11 protein-coding genes are annotated in these 15,967 nt (G+C 69.7%); 4 read left to right on the top strand and 7 right to left on the bottom strand.

Annotation, left to right across the window (positions count from 1 at the left end):
- Positions 1–4: 4 nt before the first annotated feature.
- The 3 genes from BO221_RS27130 to BO221_RS27140 form a co-directional block, all read right to left on the bottom strand.
- Positions 5–571 carry a hypothetical protein gene (locus BO221_RS27130; RefSeq protein WP_073563427.1) on the bottom strand — a complete coding sequence of 189 codons (567 nt, stop codon included), beginning with the start codon at positions 569–571 and terminating at the stop codon, positions 5–7.
- A gap of 200 nt (positions 572–771) precedes the next feature.
- Positions 772–7,044, bottom strand: coding sequence for a S8 family serine peptidase (locus BO221_RS27135; protein WP_083681412.1), 6,273 nt, complete (start codon positions 7,042–7,044; stop codon positions 772–774).
- A gap of 377 nt (positions 7,045–7,421) precedes the next feature.
- Entirely contained in the window at positions 7,422–8,063 is a 642-nt protein-coding gene (locus BO221_RS27140) for a protein-L-isoaspartate(D-aspartate) O-methyltransferase (protein WP_073563428.1), read from the bottom strand.
- Positions 8,064–8,229: 166 nt separating this feature from the next.
- Here BO221_RS27140 and BO221_RS27145 point away from each other — a divergent pair, with 166 nt between their 5' ends.
- Both BO221_RS27145 and BO221_RS27150 read left to right on the top strand, forming a co-directional pair.
- Complete coding sequence (locus BO221_RS27145) at positions 8,230–8,592, top strand: STAUR_1299 family protein (protein ID WP_073563429.1); 363 nt, start codon at positions 8,230–8,232, stop codon at positions 8,590–8,592.
- 77 nt (positions 8,593–8,669) lie between these two features.
- Positions 8,670–9,872 carry an alanyl-tRNA editing protein gene (locus BO221_RS27150; RefSeq protein WP_073563430.1) on the top strand — a complete coding sequence of 401 codons (1,203 nt, stop codon included), beginning with the start codon at positions 8,670–8,672 and terminating at the stop codon, positions 9,870–9,872.
- 42 nt (positions 9,873–9,914) lie between these two features.
- Here BO221_RS27150 and BO221_RS27155 read toward each other — a convergent pair whose 3' ends face one another.
- Genes BO221_RS27155 through BO221_RS27165 form a run of 3 tightly spaced genes read right to left on the bottom strand, consistent with a single transcriptional unit; the run spans position 9,915 to position 13,171 of the window.
- Positions 9,915–11,942: an SIR2 family protein gene (locus BO221_RS27155; protein WP_073563431.1), complete on the bottom strand. Its 2,028-nt coding sequence runs from the start codon at positions 11,940–11,942 to the stop codon at positions 9,915–9,917.
- A gap of 51 nt (positions 11,943–11,993) precedes the next feature.
- Positions 11,994–12,683: a GAF domain-containing protein gene (locus BO221_RS27160; RefSeq protein WP_073563432.1), complete on the bottom strand. Its 690-nt coding sequence runs from the start codon at positions 12,681–12,683 to the stop codon at positions 11,994–11,996.
- Positions 12,680–13,171 (bottom strand): hemerythrin domain-containing protein, encoded by a 492-nt coding sequence (locus BO221_RS27165; RefSeq protein ID WP_143195709.1) that lies wholly within the window; start codon positions 13,169–13,171, stop codon positions 12,680–12,682. Before BO221_RS27165 ends, BO221_RS27160 begins: the two co-directional genes overlap by 4 nt.
- Positions 13,172–13,397: 226 nt before the next feature.
- Between BO221_RS27165 and BO221_RS27170 the strand changes: the two genes are divergently transcribed.
- Positions 13,398–13,838, top strand: a complete 441-nt coding sequence (locus tag BO221_RS27170) for an ester cyclase (RefSeq protein ID WP_073563434.1) — start codon at positions 13,398–13,400, stop codon at positions 13,836–13,838.
- Here BO221_RS27170 and BO221_RS27175 read toward each other — a convergent pair whose 3' ends face one another.
- Positions 13,839–14,126, bottom strand: coding sequence for a (2Fe-2S) ferredoxin domain-containing protein (locus BO221_RS27175; protein ID WP_073563435.1), 288 nt, complete (start codon positions 14,124–14,126; stop codon positions 13,839–13,841). It lies immediately after the preceding gene.
- Positions 14,127–14,329: 203 nt separating this feature from the next.
- Between BO221_RS27175 and BO221_RS27180 the strand changes: the two genes are divergently transcribed.
- Positions 14,330–15,907, top strand: coding sequence for an ATP-binding protein (locus BO221_RS27180; protein ID WP_073563436.1), 1,578 nt, complete (start codon positions 14,330–14,332; stop codon positions 15,905–15,907).
- Positions 15,908–15,967 lie beyond the last annotated feature (60 nt).

Consider the following 15,967-nt stretch of genomic DNA (forward strand, 5'->3'; position numbering starts at 1 on the left):
GTGCTCACTCCGCCGCTGGAATCATCGTGCTGCACGTCACACAGGCCCGGCCCGCGTACCCCGGCGTGTGGCACTTCGGGCACGACGTCCGCTCACCGGCCTGCGGCGGGCCGCTGGACGCGGACGCCTCGGGCCGCGCCATGCGCGCCTTGGGCAGCCGCATGCCGCAGCGATCGCACACGTTCCCGATGTCCTGCACGTTGCGGCAGTAGCGGCAGACGACCGGACCCGTGGGCGCCGCCGTCTTCAGCCCGTCGGACATCGCCCGGCCCGTGTCCATGTCCTGGACCGGCGCCACCATGACGTTGCCCGCCGCCGCGGAACGGCCCGTGTCCAGCTCGGGCACCGGCTGCACGGCGACCTCCCGCACCGCCTGCTGGGCCGTCAGCTCCAGGTCGGGAATCGCCGCGGTCTGCACCGGGGCGCGCCCTCCCGCCAGCTGCGTCTGCTCCAGCTCGGCCAGCCTCGTCACCGGCACCGCCACCGGCGCGGTCGTGAACAGCTTCTTCCCACAGACTTCACACTCGGTGCCCTGAGCCTGTTGGTGCTCGCACACGGGGCAGATGATCATGATCCGGAGGTTAGCGGCCCCGCTCCACCCGGGCAATGCACCCGCGCCCGCCCGCCCAATGAAAAAACGCGCTGGCGGGGTTTGACCCACACCAGCGCGTTCGTTTCAACCTGCTCGTCTGGGTGACAGCCGGGCGGAGAAGACCTCCCCGCCCGGCCTGGCCCCGGCGCGCCGTCTGGCGCCCGGGACCCTGTCACACATCAGGCGGCCTTCTTCGACTGGCGGCGGCGCAGCGACACGTACCGGGCCAGGGCGAACAGACCCAGGTACAGGCTCGCGTCCGCGCCCGAGGTGGCGGCGCAACCGCAGCTCGCCGGCTCCTCGGCCTTCACGTTGATGCCCACCGGGGCCGAGTACACCACGTTGCCAGCACCATCGGTGATGACGGCCGTGATGCTGTGCTTGCCGCCCGTGGCGCCGGAGCTGTCCCACTCAGCCGACAGCGTGCTCTCCGTACCCGAGCCGATGACCACGCCATCCACCAGGATGGACAGCTGGCTCAGCGTGGTACCGGAGGCCACCGCGCCCTGGGCGGTGATGGTGACCTTGCCGGACACCTCCGTGCCGCCCGCGGGGTTGGTGATGGACACCGTGGGCTGCGCGAACGCCGTCACGTTGGTCTGCGCGACGCTGCTCAGGGCACCCTCGCCCAGGGACAGCGTCTTCAGGCCCAGCGACTTGAACGTCACCTTCACCTCGGAGCTCACACCCTCGGCGAAGAGCACGTTGGCCGGCAGCACCGCCGCCGTGTCCGAGCTCGTCACCGCGATGGGGCCGGAGAAGTTGGTGGCCACGTTGCCGTAGGCGTCATACGCCGTGGCGGAGAACGTGATCTCCTGGCCCGCCGTGATGCTCGGGGGAAGCGCCAGCGAGTAGCTGGCCACCGCGCCCGGAGCCACCGCGAAGGCCGCGCTCGTCGCACCCGTGAAGCCCTCGGCCGCGGCAACCAGCGTGTAGCCGGCGCCCGCCTTGCGCAGCGAGAGTGCATCGAACGTGGCCACGCCATTGACCGCGGCCACCGACGCCGAGCCCAGCAGCGAGCCGGCGGCGGGGTTCGTCCCCAGGCCCAGGGTCACCAGGGCCTTGCTGTCCGTGAGCAGGTTGCCCAGCGAGTCACGCAGCTCCACCTCGATCGGAGCCAGGTTGTCCCCGGCCGTGGCGCTGCCCGGCGTACCGCGGAAGACCAGCCGCCCCGTCCCGGCGTAATCCGGAACGACGCTGAAGGCCGGGGAGGTGCCGGAGGAGAGACCCGCCGACTCCGCCTGGAGCACGTAGCCCGTGCCCACCTTGTCCACGGAGATGTCCCCGAAGGTGGCCACGCCGCCAGCGGCGGTGACCGTCTTCGTCCCGCCCAGGGTGGCACCCGACTCGGTGACGAGCGACAGCGTCACCTCGGGCGTCGCACTGGTGAGGAGGTTGCCAGCGCTGTCCTGGACCGCCACGCGCACCGTGAACGCGGAGCCCACGGCCGTCTTGTCCGCCGGCGTGCTGGTGAAGACGAGCCGCGAAGCCGCGCCCTCACGCACGTCGAAGCCGACGCTGGTGCCCAGGTAGACGCCGTTCGTGCCGGCCACCAGGGTGTAGTTGGAGCCAGGACGGCTCACCGTCAGGTTGTCGAAGGTGGCCACGCCCGCCTCGGCATTCACGGTGGTGGTGCCACCCAGCGTCGCGTTCCCCGGGTTGTTGCCCAGGTACACCGACACCGGCGCGGACGAGTGCGTCGCCAGGTTGCCATGCTCGTCGTAGAGCGTGACCTGGACGGACGGGCTGATGGGCGCACCCGCATCCACGTTGGTGGGCTGACGGGTGATGGCCGCCCGGTACGAAGCGCCAGCGATCATCGAGAAGGCATCGCTGCTCGCCGCGGTGAGCGAGCCCGAGGTGGCGGACAGCTTGAAGCCGGAGCCCGCCTTGGTCGTCGACAGACCCGGGAAGGTCGCCACACCCGCAACCGCCGCCACCGTGGTGGTGCCGGAGAGGGTGGCCGTCGGACTCGCGTTCAGCGCGAGGGTGACGTTGGCCGTGGAGGTGGTCTGGTTGCCCAGGGCGTCCTGGATGGCCACCTGCACCGCCGGGGTGATGGCCGAGCCCACCACGGTGTTGGAGGGCTGCGTCGAGAAGACGAGCCTCGCCGCCGCGGCCGGGGTGATGTTGAAGGCCGAGCTGATGCCATCCTCCAGGCCGGCGACGCTCGCCTTCAGGGTGTAGCCCGTGCCCACCTTGTTGATGGACAGGCCCGTGAAGTTGGCGACACCGTTGACCATGGCCACGGACGTGGTGCCCGACAGCGTGCCCCCGCCCGCGTTGTTCTGGATGGAGACGTTGACGTTGAACGAGCCCAACGTGACCGCCGTGCCCGACGCGTCCACCAGGCCCACCCTCGGGGCGAAGGCAACGCCCGCGACGGTGTTGGCCGGAGAGGTGGTGAAGACCAGCTTGCTCGCGGTGGTGACGTTGGTGCTGGCACCGCCCACGAGGTCCGGGTTCTCCACGCCCGTGGCGCGGATGGACTGAACGCCCGCCGTACCGAAGGTGACGGACAGACCGCTCGCCACGCCGTTGGTGAAGGACGCGGTGGCCGGCAGGGTCGCCGCGCCATCCGAGCTGCTCAGCGACGCACTGCCCGTGTAGCTGGTGGCGACCACGCCCGCCGAGTCAACGGCCGAGAGGCCGAAGGTGGCCGGCCTGCCCGCCGACACCAGGTTGGCGAGCCCGTCCACCCTGTAGCCGACGGCAGGGCCCGCGGGCGGCACGTTCGTGGTGCAGGTGCCCGCCGCGTCCGCCGAGACGCGCACGTCATCCACGTACAAGCCCTCACCATTGCTGGTGGAGTCGCTGTGCATGCGGAAGCCGAACCACACCGTCCTGCCCGCCAGCGCGTCGAGGTTGACGGTGACCGCCTTGAGCGAGCCGTTGGCGCCCGCGTTGTTCCCGGTCCAGATGCGCGTGGTGGAGGAGCTGTTGAGCGTGTTGTCGTAGCCGCCCGCCGAGATGTACGGCTGCGTCGACGACACCGCGTCGGACACGTTGGTCCACGGACCGCTGGCGCCCGTGGTGCTGTAGACGAGCCAGGCACCGTCGTAGCGCGTCTCGAAGTCGTACCAGATGTTGAACGTCATCTGGGGACCCATGGCGGTGGCCGGAACGGCGAAGCCGTTGATGCCCGCCGTCGAGCCGTTACCACCCAGCGCCAGCACGTGCTGCTGGCTGACGAGGTACTGTCCACCGCAGCTCGTGTTGGTCGCACCCATGCGGTACGCGTTGGTGGCCGACTGGTAGTGGCAACCGGAGATGATGTTCGTCGTGGCCGCGTTGCCGGCGAGCACCGTCGGCGTCCAGTACGCGGAGGCGTTGGCGGGACGGTTGGCGTCGAAGTCGTCGAAGAAGCCGACGGCCGGGGTGATGATGCCCGTGGGCACGGACGCCTTCTCCACCGTGTTCGACTCCTCGAGCGTGGCCGAGCTCACCTCGGTCGCGCGCACCACGTAGTAGTACCGGGCGCCGTTCGTCAGGTTCAGGTCATCCGCGAACGAGGTGCCCGTCACGCCGGTGGCGATCCGGTTGGCCGCCGAGGGAGCGAAGCCCTGGGTGGTGCTCCGGTACACCGAGTAGCTGACGGCTCCCCCGCACACGGGCGTGGCGGCGGACCAGCTCAGGGTGCTGGCGCAGGTGCTGGCGGCGCCATTGCTGGCGGAGGTGAGGCCGGCGAAGGTGGGCGGCAGCGTGCACACGCCCGTGGCCGTCGCGGAGACCTCGGTGGACCGGGGCGACTCGGCGCACTTCACGCCGCGCACCACGTAGTAGTACGTCGTGCCACCGGACACGCCGACGTCATGGTACGGCGACGCCGTCGCGGTGCCCACGCGGGTGTACGGCCCGCCCGGGGTGATGGACCGGTAGATGTTGTACGAGGTCGCGTCGTTGGCGGTCCAGCTCACGTCGATGGCGTTGTCACCAGCCACCGCGGCCGTCACGCTCTCGGGCGTCGCGGGCGCCAGGTTGCAGGAGTTGTACGCGATGAGCGCGAAGTCCTGATCCAGCGCCGTGCCGTTGTTGGGCACGCCGTCCGAGTTGATGTTGGTGGCCGTCACCGTCACGGTGTACGAGCCCTCGGTGCCGGCCGGCAGGAAGACGCTCTCCACGTTGTTGGCGACGTCCGCGGTGCCGCCGGTCACGGAGTTGGCACCCGTGAAGACGTTGCCCTTGTACGTGTTCTCGCCCACCGTCACGGTGAGGTCCAGGTTGTTCTTCCAGGCGCTACCGGTGGTGGAACCCGGGGCGTCCGTCCACGCCAGCGTCACGCGGAAGGGCTTGGTCGAGTCCGAGATGGCACCGGAGAAGGTGCGCGTCTGGCCGGTGGCGGTGAAGAGGTTGTCCGGGTTCTGGTCATCCAGCATGCGGGGCAAGCCGTCGAAGGCCATGCCCAGGTCCATCAGACCGGTGCCCTGGTTGTTGGAGTAGAGCGAGTCGTTGGCCCCCGTGCCCGACATGTAGCGGGTGGAGTTCATCAGGTAGGCCTTCGCCATCGCCGGGCTCGGCGGGGCCATGCCCTGATTGATGAAGTACTGGTAGAGGAGGGCCGCGCCGCCGGCCACCGCGGGGGTGGAGTGGCTGGTGCCGGAGGAGGCCGAGGTCCACTGCTGGCCCGGCGGGTGGAAGTCACTGTTGTAGCCCGCGCACACGCCGGAGGCGTCGAAGCAGGAGAGCGCCTGGCCATTGGGGAGGGCCGGCGGGTTGGCCCGCTGCCCATCCGTCTGGGCCATACCGCCCGAGACGTGCGTTCCCGGCGCCATGATGTCCGGCTTCTTGCGGCCGTCATCCGTGGGACCACGGCCGGAGAAGGACGCCACGTCCAGGAGGCTGTTCGCCTCGGCGTCGGGGGTATTGCAGGCATCCGCGCCACCGAAGGGATGGACGTTCTCCGAGGCACCCACGGTGATGACGTTCTTGCCCGTGCTGGGGCTGCCCACCGAGTTCGTCGTCGGGCCGTCGTTACCCGCCGCGAAGGCGATGATCATCTGCTGGTTGCCCGGGTTGGGCACCGCGGAGCCTTCCGGCTGCGCGTCGCGGACGAGGGCGTCGTACTCCTGCGCGTCAATGGTGTACGCGCTGCTGCTGGAGCCCCAGCTGTTGGAGCTGATGCGCATGCCGTCACGGTACGCGCGCGACTGCAGGTTCGCGTAGTCGGGACTCGTGAACCGGCCCGGATCGAACACCACCGAGGAGCCCAGCTTCACGAAGGGCGCCACGCCCAGGCCGTACTTGTAGCCGGCCGTGTCCTCGTGGGGCGCGCCGGTCAGGCCCACGTAGCCGCCGATGATGTGGGAGTTCAGGGTGCCGTGGCCGTCACAGCCCTGGTTGGTGCTGCCAGCGTTCGGCGTACCCTCGAGACGGGCGTAGACCACGCGGCTGGCGTTGGCGACATCGCCGTTGACGTACAGGGCGAAGTGGTTGGGCGTCGCCGTGGCGTTGTCCAGACCGCTGTCGCTCACGTCCACGCCGAAGCCGGACGCGGTGAACTGCTCCTGGGTGAAGCCCTTGGCCGCCAGCCAGGCCAGATAGCCCGGCCCCGTGGGCGTGGTGCCGGAGAGCTGCCCGGCGAGGATCATGTTCTGACGCTCGTCGAACTTCTTGGGCTCGATGCGCGACTGGATGGACAGCACGTCCGGGCGCTGCACCAGCTGATCGATCGCCTGGCGGTCCACGAAGGCCACCACGTTCACGTAGTCCATCGACTTACGGACGATGGCCTCGTGCGACTGCAGCTTGCGGATGAGCGCCAGCGTCTCCTCGTTCGTCACCTCATCCTTGACGAGCTGGATGGCGTAGGCGCCCGTGGCGATCTTGTTGACGGACGGATGCAGCTTGAAGTCCGCCAGGTACTCACCATCCCACTGGATGATGGAAGCCGTGCCGGTGTGCTTCGCCAGCGAGTTCATCGCGGCGGGGTTGCCGTAGACGAGGTAGGCGTTGTTGGGGATGTACGTCACCACCTTGACGCCAGTGGCCTCGAGGGCCTTGTACCACTCGGGCTGCACGGGGCCGGCGAACTGCACGATGTGGAAGCGCTTGCCAACGGCCGTCTTGCTCATGCCGCGCAGCGACTGCCCGTGCTCGGACATGGTGTCGATCACACCCGAGTTGAGCAGGATGTGATTGTAGTCGTCGCGCAGCTCCGCGTCCTTGAGCGCGGGCAGCCGCTTGAGCGTGGCGTCATCCACCTGCAACAGCTTGTAGGAACCATAGTCCGCGAGGACCGAGGCTCCCTGCGCCTCCAGCGCAGCGGCCTTGTCCGCGCTGATCTGCACCTTGTGGAGTGAGGGGTCAAAACGGAAGCCCGCGGACTGCTGGGTGCTGGGCTCCTTCGCGGAGCCTCCGCACGCCAGCGTCGTCGCAAGCCAAGCCACTCCGAGTGCGCGCGTGGACAAAGCCCGTACGCGCTTACCGGCAGGCCGGTACGCCGTGTCCTTCATGTATTGATACTCCTTGAGACGAGCAAGCCAGTGTGGGGCACGGCTCACTCGGGTGAACCCCGGCGATTGGTGCGCTCGCGCGCGTGCCCCCTGGAAGCCGCAGTGTCCCGAATCCCAAGACGCACTGCCGGAAATTCACATTTACCACACGAGTTCAACGACGGACAAGTAGTCAACAAAATGTAATTCAATTCAGCGCGCAATGTTTTTGGAGTTTGAGAAACCAGAAGTTTGAGAAACCAGAAACGACAAAGCCATTCCGGATGGCGAAAACAACAAACCCCGCGACGTCCCACGCGCGGGGTTCCACCTACAATGCTTGCCGCACCAACTGTCTGACAGGAATTGAGAAACCCGGTTCCCGAGCGGATAACGCCTCAGTGCACGAACCCAGGCGGTGGCGTGCTCGTCATCGGCACGAAGCGCACGCCCAGCAGCTTCTCCACTTGGGGAGCTTCCCCGCGTGAGGGCCGGATGACCCGGAGCAGTTCCTGGGAGCCGTGCCTCGGACCCACCGGCAGCACCAGCCGGCCGCCCGGCCGCAGTTGCTGGTAGAGCGCCGGGGGCAACCGCTCCGGGGCCGCCGTGCCCAGGACGGCGTCGAACGGCGCGTCCTCCGGCCAGCCAGCCGAGCCATCGCCGACCCGGAAATGGATGCCATTGAAGCCCATCCGCTCCAGCCGCTCCCGGGCCGGACCGGCCAGCTCCGGGAGGCTCTCCATCGTGTACACCTCGGCCCCCAGCCGCGCGAGCACGGCCGTCTGGTAGCCCGAGCCCGTTCCAATCTCCAGCACCCGCTCGCCGGGCTGGAGGTTCAGCGCCTGCGTCATGAAGGCCACGATGAATGGCTGGCTGATCGTCTGCCCATGGCCGATGGGCAGTGGCGAGTCCAGTCCGGCCACGTCCCGCATCGACTCCGGGACGAATGCCGCCCGGTCCAATTCCCGAATCACCTCGAGCACCCGCGTGTCGGAGATGCCCTGCCGCCGGAGTGCCTCCGCGAGTTCCACGTCACCCATGGGACGAGCCTAACCACGCGAGGCCGCCATCGCAGGCCCTGCCCCGCTCCCCCGTGGAAGGGACGGCCAGCCACCGCGTCCGCCCCCGTCCCGGCGACACTCGCCGAGGCTTCCCCTTGCACTTCCCGGAGGGCCATGGTGGGAATCCAGGCAGGAGAGCCCACGCATGGACGCCGCCGCCGACGAATTGCTCCGCCTCGCCTTCGACCGCGCCCCCGCCCTGGAGGCCAACCAGGCCATCGCCCGCGTCCGCGCCGAGGCTGGAGACGAGCTCTCCGGCGCCACCAGCTACGAGCTCGTGCTGCCCGCCGGGAACGTCCGCTCCTTCCTGCTCGACCACACCCTGCCCCGGCTCGTGGACTACCTCGAGTCGAGCGGCGCCAGACTGCCCCACTGTGGCGGCGTCTTCCTCTCCGTGTTCTCCGGAGACACTCTGCACTTCCTGCATGCCCGGGACGTCGTGGAGCTGCTTTCCCGCTGGAGCGGCCTGTCCATGGCCGAGCTCAAGACGCGCTACGGGCCCAGGTAGCCCCAGGGGTCTCCCCCGTCCGCCGGGCGAGCATCCTCGTCCGCCGGCTCGCGCCCCGTGTTATCCCTCCCGGAGCCATGACCCCCACCGAGCGCCTCTACTACAGCGATCCCTTCCTCTTCCGGTTCACCGGGCGCGTGCTCGCGCATGGCATGTGGAACGGTGCTCCCTCCGTCGTGCTCGACCGCAGCGCCTTCTATCCCGAAGCCGGTGGCCAGATGGCCGACCGGGGCGTGCTCGGCGGCCGGGCCATCCGTGACGTGCAGGTGGATGACGCGGGGGTGGTCCACCACATGCTGGAGCTGCCCGAGGGCGCCTCGCTCCCCGAGGCCGGCACCGAGCTGGCCGGGGAGATCGACCGTCTCCGCCGCCGCACCCACATGGCGCTGCACACCGGCCAGCACATGCTCTCGCGCGCGCTGGTGGACGTGGCCAACGCGCACACCGTGTCCTCGCGCCTGGGCGAGACGCTGTGCACCATCGACGTGGACCTGGACGTGCTCGACGAGCGCCGCGTCGCCGAGGCCGAGGACCTGGTCAACTCCATCATCGACGACGACATCGTCATCCGCGCCTTCTTCCCCACGCCCGAGGAGCTGGCCGCCCTCCCCCTGCGCCGCGCCCCCAAGGTCACGGACAACATCCGCGTCATCCAGATGGGTGACTTCGACGTGTCGCCCTGTGGTGGCACCCACTGCACGCGCTCGGCGCAGGTGGGCATGGTGCGGGTGCTCGGCGTGGAGCGCAACAAGGGCAAGGGGCGCGTCCTCTTCTCCGCAGGCCGCCGCGCCCGGAGCGAGCTGTGGGAGGAGGCCGGCACCCTGCGCGCGCTCGGCAAGAGCTTCTCGTGCGGACCGCTGGATGTGCCCGCATCCGTGGACAAGCTGCGGAGGGATCTGACCGAGGTTCGTGAGGCACTCGGCGCCGCCCGGGCGAAGCTCGCCGAGTCCACCGCCGCCGAGCTCGCCGCCCAGGCCGAGCAGTCCCCCGGCAAGCCCGTGGTCGCGGTGCTCGACGGCGCCACGCCCGAGTACCTGCGCTCCGTCGCCACACGCCTGACGAGCCGGCCCGAGGCCGTGGTGCTGCTCGCCGGCCGGACCCCCGAGGGCCTGTCGGTGCTGATCACCCGGGGCAGTGATTCCAACTTCGGCTGCGGGGCCTTCCTCAAGCGCGCCGCCGAGGCCGCCGGTGGCCGTGGCGGTGGCCGCCCCGAGCACGCCGAGGGCCGTCTGCCTCCCACCACCGACTGGCCGGCCATCGTGGCCTCGCTGCTCGGCTGAGACGCGCGGGGCCGGTGTCTCCCTGGAGCACCGGCCCTCTCTTCACGACCGCCCGTCCCTGCGCGCCAGCTCGTCCCTCGCGGCGAGCTCCACCGCCCGGCACCGCAGCACGGTCCTCCCTTCCTCGTCACCGCGCACCAGCCCGGCGAAGTACAGCCGCACCTCCGGTTGCTCGAGGTGGTAGTCCAGCGGTTCGAGCGCGTTCACGGGCCGGCCCGCGAGCAACTCCTCCAGAACGAAGCGGCAGCTCCGCTTCCCCGAGGCGCCGTTGCGTTCGTCCTCACGCAGCCGCTCCTGGAGCGCGCCTCGCAGCCACGGGCTGCGCGCCAGTCTCTCCGTCACCGACTTCCGGTCGAGCGCCCCCGCCCCGGCCAGGATCTCCTCGAGCAGGCCCGGATGACCGCCCGTGGCCTCGTGGACATCCCGGGCCCACCGCTCCCCATCCAGGTTCGCCGCGTCGAGCAACTGCCACACCTCGTCCACCGTGAAGTCGGGCACCTCGCGCTTCACCGCGTCCGAGAACACGGAGGACTTCGACACGTTGTGCAGCAGCCACCCGCCCCGCGCCCCTCCTCCCGCCACCAGCAGGTGCAACTCCACCTTCGACGGCGCCTCCATCAACCGCCGCAGATGCTTGCCGAGCGTGTCCAGGTGCCCCAACGGCCCCCACTCGTAGCGCAGGACGAACAGGTGCTCCCGTCCGAGGCCCTCGGCCCGCTGGCGCAGGTGCTCCACCAGGGCGTCGAAGCTCGTGACGCGATTGTCTTCCGCGAGGGCCCGGCAGTAGTCGGCTTCCGTGCAGTCCGGCACGTTCGGCGGCTCCAGCCAGGAGACCCGCTCCCCGTACTGCCGTGCCACGCGGCGCGCGATCGACTCCTCTCCGCCGTCCTCGGGGGCGAACAGCACCAGCCGGTGCCGGTGCCGGAGGATGTGCGTGTACACATGCTCCAGCGCCTCCCGCGGAACGTGCGGCGGATCCAACGGGATGGGAGCTGACTCCAGTGGAACGGGAGTGGGCCGCGGCGGGGCAGCGGGCGCCGGTTGTGCGGGAGAAGCGCGAGGCTCTCCGGACCGGAACGTGAGGAGCTCGAGCACGGAGGCGTCGTCCGATGCGGCCGCGGGCCCCATCGCGGGCCCCCTGTTGATGGAAGCGGGCGCGGGCGCGGGTATGCCCGTCGCGGGACGGACCTTCCCCGGCGGCGCGGATGGCTCGCCGAAAGCCGCCCGTGACAGCGCGTTCAGGCAGGCCGCCAGCGGAGGACCGTGATCCTCGTACTCGATGAGCTGGATGTTGTAGCGGGGCCACAGCGCGCCGCGCTCGATGCTTCCCTTCTTCATCAGCGCGAAGCTCGGCACGTGCCGTCCCTTCGTGATGCCCAGCACGTGCTCTATCTGCTTGAGCACGTAGGGATCACTGAAGCTGAAGCCCACGTAGAGGAAGGGTCTGGCCCGGATCCACTCGCGCAGCCGGACCAGCGCGTTCGTGTAGTGCGAGTAGCGTCCATGCTGCTGGGTCCCATCCCCGTAGAGCCGCGCGTAGTCGGCCCCACCGAGGATGAGCGTCGAGAGCCGGTGGATGGTGCCGTGCAGGTACCAGAGCCGCGGCGCGTCCGGCGAGGCCTCCGCGTCCATCAGGTGCAGCTCGTCGTCCTGATCATTGGAGATGGGCTCCGCGCCCTCCTGGCCCCACAGCAGGACGTCATCGTAGTTGGTCGTGAGCATCACCTCGGGCCGCAGGCCCCAGAGCGCCCGCACCACCGAGAGCTCCGCGTCGGCCGGCGGGTGCACGCGCAGCCGCTCGCGCAGGAAGCGGTTGAAGCGGAAGGCCCCCATCTCCTTGAAGCCCAGCTCCGCCGCCGTGAGGAAGTCGCCCCCTGCGATGCACTTCCGCACCTCGGCGACCACCGGCTCCGGAAGCGCCTCCTGCTCCAGCCGCTCCGCGAGCCCTTCCAGAAGCTGCTTCCACGAGGGAAACAGCCCCCGCTTCACCCCCATGCTCACACCGGCGCCCACGAAGGGAACCACCTGGTGTCTGCGCACCGCCTCGACCAGCTCTCTTGGAAGATTCATGCGCCCCCTCGGTCTCCGCCCGCAGCATAGCGCGGGCGGCCCGGACGAGGGTCAGTCGGACGACGGGTCCGTGAGCCCCGCCAGGGCTCCGAGGCTGCGCTGGAACTCCTCGAACGACATCTGCCCGTCGGCGAAACGCTCACTGAGGCTCAGCAACGGCTGGGCCTCGGCGACGGCCAGCCACGCGTTCCGGGCCTTCTCCTCGGCCTCGGAGCCGGACGCCGGGGCCGGCGTCTGGCATGCCAGCGTCTCCAGACGAGCGCTGGCGCGCCCGGCCAGTTGCTCCAGCTTCGTCAGCACCTCGGCCGTCAGCCGCGCGGGCTGCGCGCCGATGACGCAGAAGGAGCCCACTGTCTGCCCCCGCACCTTCAACGGGAAGCCCACGTAGGCCCGGATGCCGTAGCGCTCCACCAGATCCCTGGGCAGGCCGGGCTCGCGCGAGGTGTCCTCGATCTCCAGGGGCCCACCCCGGGCCACCACGAACTGGCAGAAGGACGTGCAGCGATCGGTGGCGAGCGTCGCGGAGAGATCCGGCGGCAGCCCCACCTGTGCCCGGAAGAACTGGATCTTCCGCACCACCAGGCTCACCAGCCCGATGGGGAAGCCCGTCAACGCGGTGGCCTCGGTCACGAGCGCCTGGAGCTCCGGATCCGGCGAGGAATCGAGCAGCGGGGCGTCGAAGGAGGACATCCGCTCGGCGTTGTCGAGCACCGACATGTCCTTGGGCGGCACGAAGCTCATCGGCCACCTGCCTGCCACGACGGCGAGGAGAGGGTCTGGATACGCAGCGCCTGGGCGGGCTGCTTCATGCGCGTCTGCTGGCGCAGGCACAGGGGAAAGACGGACTTCTCCTCGGTCTCCATCAGGGAGCGCAGCGCGGCGGACACCGTCCGGAAGCGCTGGCGGAGCCGCTCCGGATCCGAGTCCACGTGCGAGAAGAAGCCGAGCACCGCGTTGGACATCACCGTCAGGTTGGTGCGGAAGATGTTGAGCAGCGTGAGCGAGGTCGCGTCCTTCGACTCCTGGCAGCTCGCCACCACCACCTCGTAGAGCTGCTCCTTCGCCCGCTGGTGGGGAACGAAGACATCATTGAGTTGCCGCAACAGACCCGGCAGCTCCAACGGGCCCGCTCCGTCGCACGCGCTGAGGAGCACGCGCAACCGGCCGTGGTCCCTCTTCAACGTCTCCACCCGATTGATCATGTCGGGGGATCCCACTGCGACGGACATGCCAACGCTCCTTCTCTTGGAGTTCCACGAATCCAGCCAGACTCGAACTGTAGCGTCCCGCCACAACCCTGGGGACCCCCCTGGGATCGTGGCGTTCCGGGACCGTGGCGTTGTGCCACATCCTTCCCGGAGCGGGGGCACCACTGTACTCGCCGCGTCCTTGGCAGGTTGAACAGCGAACTGACAGGCTCCGGACCCCCATCTAACAGCCGAGGAGCCTTCTCGCATGGCCGCAATCACCCAGGAATTCATCAACGAGTTCGCGCGCCGCTACGCCGCCGCATGGACGAAGAAGGAGTCCGCCTCGAACCCGCTCCAGGCGCTGATCACCGAGGACGTGCACTGGGCGGACCCCATGCTGCCGCAGCCCGGCAAGGGCAGTGCCACGGCGATGATGCTGCTGGAGGGCTCCTTCACCGCCTTCCCGGACCTGACCTGCGACATCATGGATCCGCCCTACCTCGCCGCGGACGGCAAGTCGGTGATGTTCCACTGGCGGCTGTCGGGGACGATGACCGGCCCGCTGCCCAACGGCGCCCAGCCGACCGGCAAGCGCATGTCCATCACCGGCGTGGACCGCTGGGAGTTCCGCGACGGCCGCATCTGCCATTACCAGGCCTTCTACGATCTCTCCACCCTGCTGCGGCAGGCGGGCGTGATCCCGTAGTCACTCCGGCGGACGGCCGAGCGCACGGGAGACGGCGCGGACGAGCGAGTCCGCGTCCTCCTCGGGATCGACGAGCAGGCAGCGCATGCCCTCGCCGCTGCCCACCACCACGGTGACGCGGCCCTTGGGGCACAGCTTCAGGCAGCTGCTGCGCACCACGCGCACGCCCCGGCCCAGCTCCTCCTTGAGCGTGCTCCGCACGTCCTCCGCCCCCGCGCGCTTCATGCACTTGCGGCAGACGAACACCAGCCCTTCCCACCGGGGCTGGACTTCCTTTGGCTCCGACACGCCGCCCCAGATAACGGCGAGGCTCCGCGGGCACAAGCCAGAGGCGCCTCGCCCGTAGCAGGGCAGGCAAGCGTGGGGCGCCCAACGCTGGCGGTCTCGCGACCTGAGAATCCCCACTTACCCCGTTCACTGCCGGGCGTTGGCCCGGAGCCGCCACAGGCAGGAGCAGGCAAGCGGGAGTTCGACCTGTCACGATCTCCTTCATGATTCCCCTGACGGACACGCACGGCCACGCGCCGCCGCGACTCGAGCAGCACCTCGAGGTCGTCACGGACGGAGTGCTCGCACTCGACGTCCAGGGGCGGCCCACCTACGTCAACGCCAGCGCCGAGCGCATCCTGGGCCGCTCCCGGCACCTGCTGCTCGGCCGACGGCTCTGGGCGGAGCTGCCCGGGTTGGAGGAGACGGAGCTCCACCGGGCCTGCCACCGCGCGCTCGCGGAAAGCACGGCCGTCACCGCGGAGGAGTACTTCGCTTCCCTCGGGGTCTGGCTGGAGGCCCGGGTGTTCCCCTCCGGAGAGGGAGTGCTCGTCCTGCTCCGGGACGTGACGGCGGACATCACCGCGCGGCAACGCGCGCGCCAGGCGTTCGAGCAGGTGCGCCAGGAGCGCGATCGGGCCGAGGAGGCCAACCACGCCAAGGACGACTTCCTCGCCACCGTCTCGCACGAGCTGCGCACCCCGCTCACGGCCATCCTCGGCTGGACCAGCATCCTGCGCACCAACACGCTCACCCCGGAGAAGCAGATGCGCGCCCTGGAAACGGTGGAGCGCAGCGCCAGGGCCCAGGCGCAGATCGTCGATGATCTGCTGGACATCTCGCGCATCGTCGCCGGGAGGCTGCGCCTGGAGATGCAGCCGGTGAAGCTGGCGCCCGTGGTGGAGGCGGCGCTGGAAGCGGTGCGCCCGGTGGCGGCCGCCCGCAACATCCAGCTCGAGCCCCAGTTGGAGTCCGGGGTGGGCCCCGTCCAGGGAGATGCCCAGCGGCTGCAGCAGGTGGCGTGGAACCTGCTCACCAACGCCATCAAGTTCACGCCCGATGGAGGCAAGGTGTCGGCCCGGCTGCGGTGCGTGGAGGAGCACGTGGAACTGCAGGTGACCGACTCGGGCAAAGGCATCGATCCCGCCTTCCTGCCCCATGTCTTCGAGCGCTTCCGGCAGGCCGAGGGAGGCTCCGCCCGCCGTTACGGAGGCCTGGGGCTGGGACTGGCCATCGTGCGCCACCTGGTGGAGCTGCATGGCGGCACCGTCCAGGCCCACAGCGAGGGCGAGGGCCGCGGCTCCACCTTCACCTTGCGCCTGCCCCTGATCGCGGCGCGCGGCGCGGAGGGCGCGCCTCCAGGCATCGCGTCGATGCTTCCGGATCCCTCGCTGGCCGCGTACCTGCCGGATCTCTCCGGCGTGCGCGTGCTGGTGGTGGATGACGAGCAGGGCATCCGCGAGCTGCTGCGCGCGCTGCTGGAGGAACGCGGCGCGGAGGTGTCCTCCGCCTCCAGCGCGGCCGAGGCGCTCGAGCAGTTGCAGCGGGCCCCGCCGGATCTGCTCGTCTCGGACATCGGCATGCCGGACGCGGATGGGTACACGCTCATCCGCCAGGTGCGCGCCCTGCCCCCAGCGCGAGGAGGCCAGGTGCCCGCCGCCGCCCTCACCGCCTATACGCGGTTGGAGGATCGCACGCGTGCCCTGAGCGCGGGCTTCCACGTGTACGTGCCCAAGCCCGTGGATCCCATCGAACTGGTGATGGCGCTCGCCAATCTGATCAATCGTTTCTCTCGAAATTGAGAAACGCGCGCACAGGAAACCGCGAAGCTCAGCCATCCATGTAAATCGCGCCGGGAATCC

It is taken from the genome of Archangium sp. Cb G35 (assembly GCF_001896145.1).
GTDB classification, from domain to species: domain Bacteria; phylum Myxococcota; class Myxococcia; order Myxococcales; family Myxococcaceae; genus Archangium; species Archangium violaceum.

What these genes read in the sequence shown, in the direction of transcription:
- BO221_RS27170 (WP_073563434.1), top strand. Translation starts at nt 13,398, where the DNA reads ATGGCCGCAATCACCCAGGAATTCATCAACGAGTTCGCGCGCCGCTAC.
- BO221_RS27155 (WP_073563431.1), bottom strand. Translation starts at nt 11,942, where the DNA reads ATGAATCTTCCAAGAGAGCTGGTCGAGGCGGTGCGCAGACACCAGGTG.
- BO221_RS27165 (WP_143195709.1), bottom strand. Translation starts at nt 13,171, where the DNA reads ATGTCCGTCGCAGTGGGATCCCCCGACATGATCAATCGGGTGGAGACG.
- BO221_RS27145 (WP_073563429.1), top strand. Translation starts at nt 8,230, where the DNA reads ATGGACGCCGCCGCCGACGAATTGCTCCGCCTCGCCTTCGACCGCGCC.
- BO221_RS27160 (WP_073563432.1), bottom strand. Translation starts at nt 12,683, where the DNA reads ATGAGCTTCGTGCCGCCCAAGGACATGTCGGTGCTCGACAACGCCGAG.
- BO221_RS27140 (WP_073563428.1), bottom strand. Translation starts at nt 8,063, where the DNA reads ATGGGTGACGTGGAACTCGCGGAGGCACTCCGGCGGCAGGGCATCTCC.
- BO221_RS27180 (WP_073563436.1), top strand. Translation starts at nt 14,330, where the DNA reads ATGATTCCCCTGACGGACACGCACGGCCACGCGCCGCCGCGACTCGAG.
- BO221_RS27150 (WP_073563430.1), top strand. Translation starts at nt 8,670, where the DNA reads ATGACCCCCACCGAGCGCCTCTACTACAGCGATCCCTTCCTCTTCCGG.
- BO221_RS27130 (WP_073563427.1), bottom strand. Translation starts at nt 571, where the DNA reads ATGATCATCTGCCCCGTGTGCGAGCACCAACAGGCTCAGGGCACCGAG.
- BO221_RS27135 (WP_083681412.1), bottom strand. Translation starts at nt 7,044, where the DNA reads ATGAAGGACACGGCGTACCGGCCTGCCGGTAAGCGCGTACGGGCTTTG.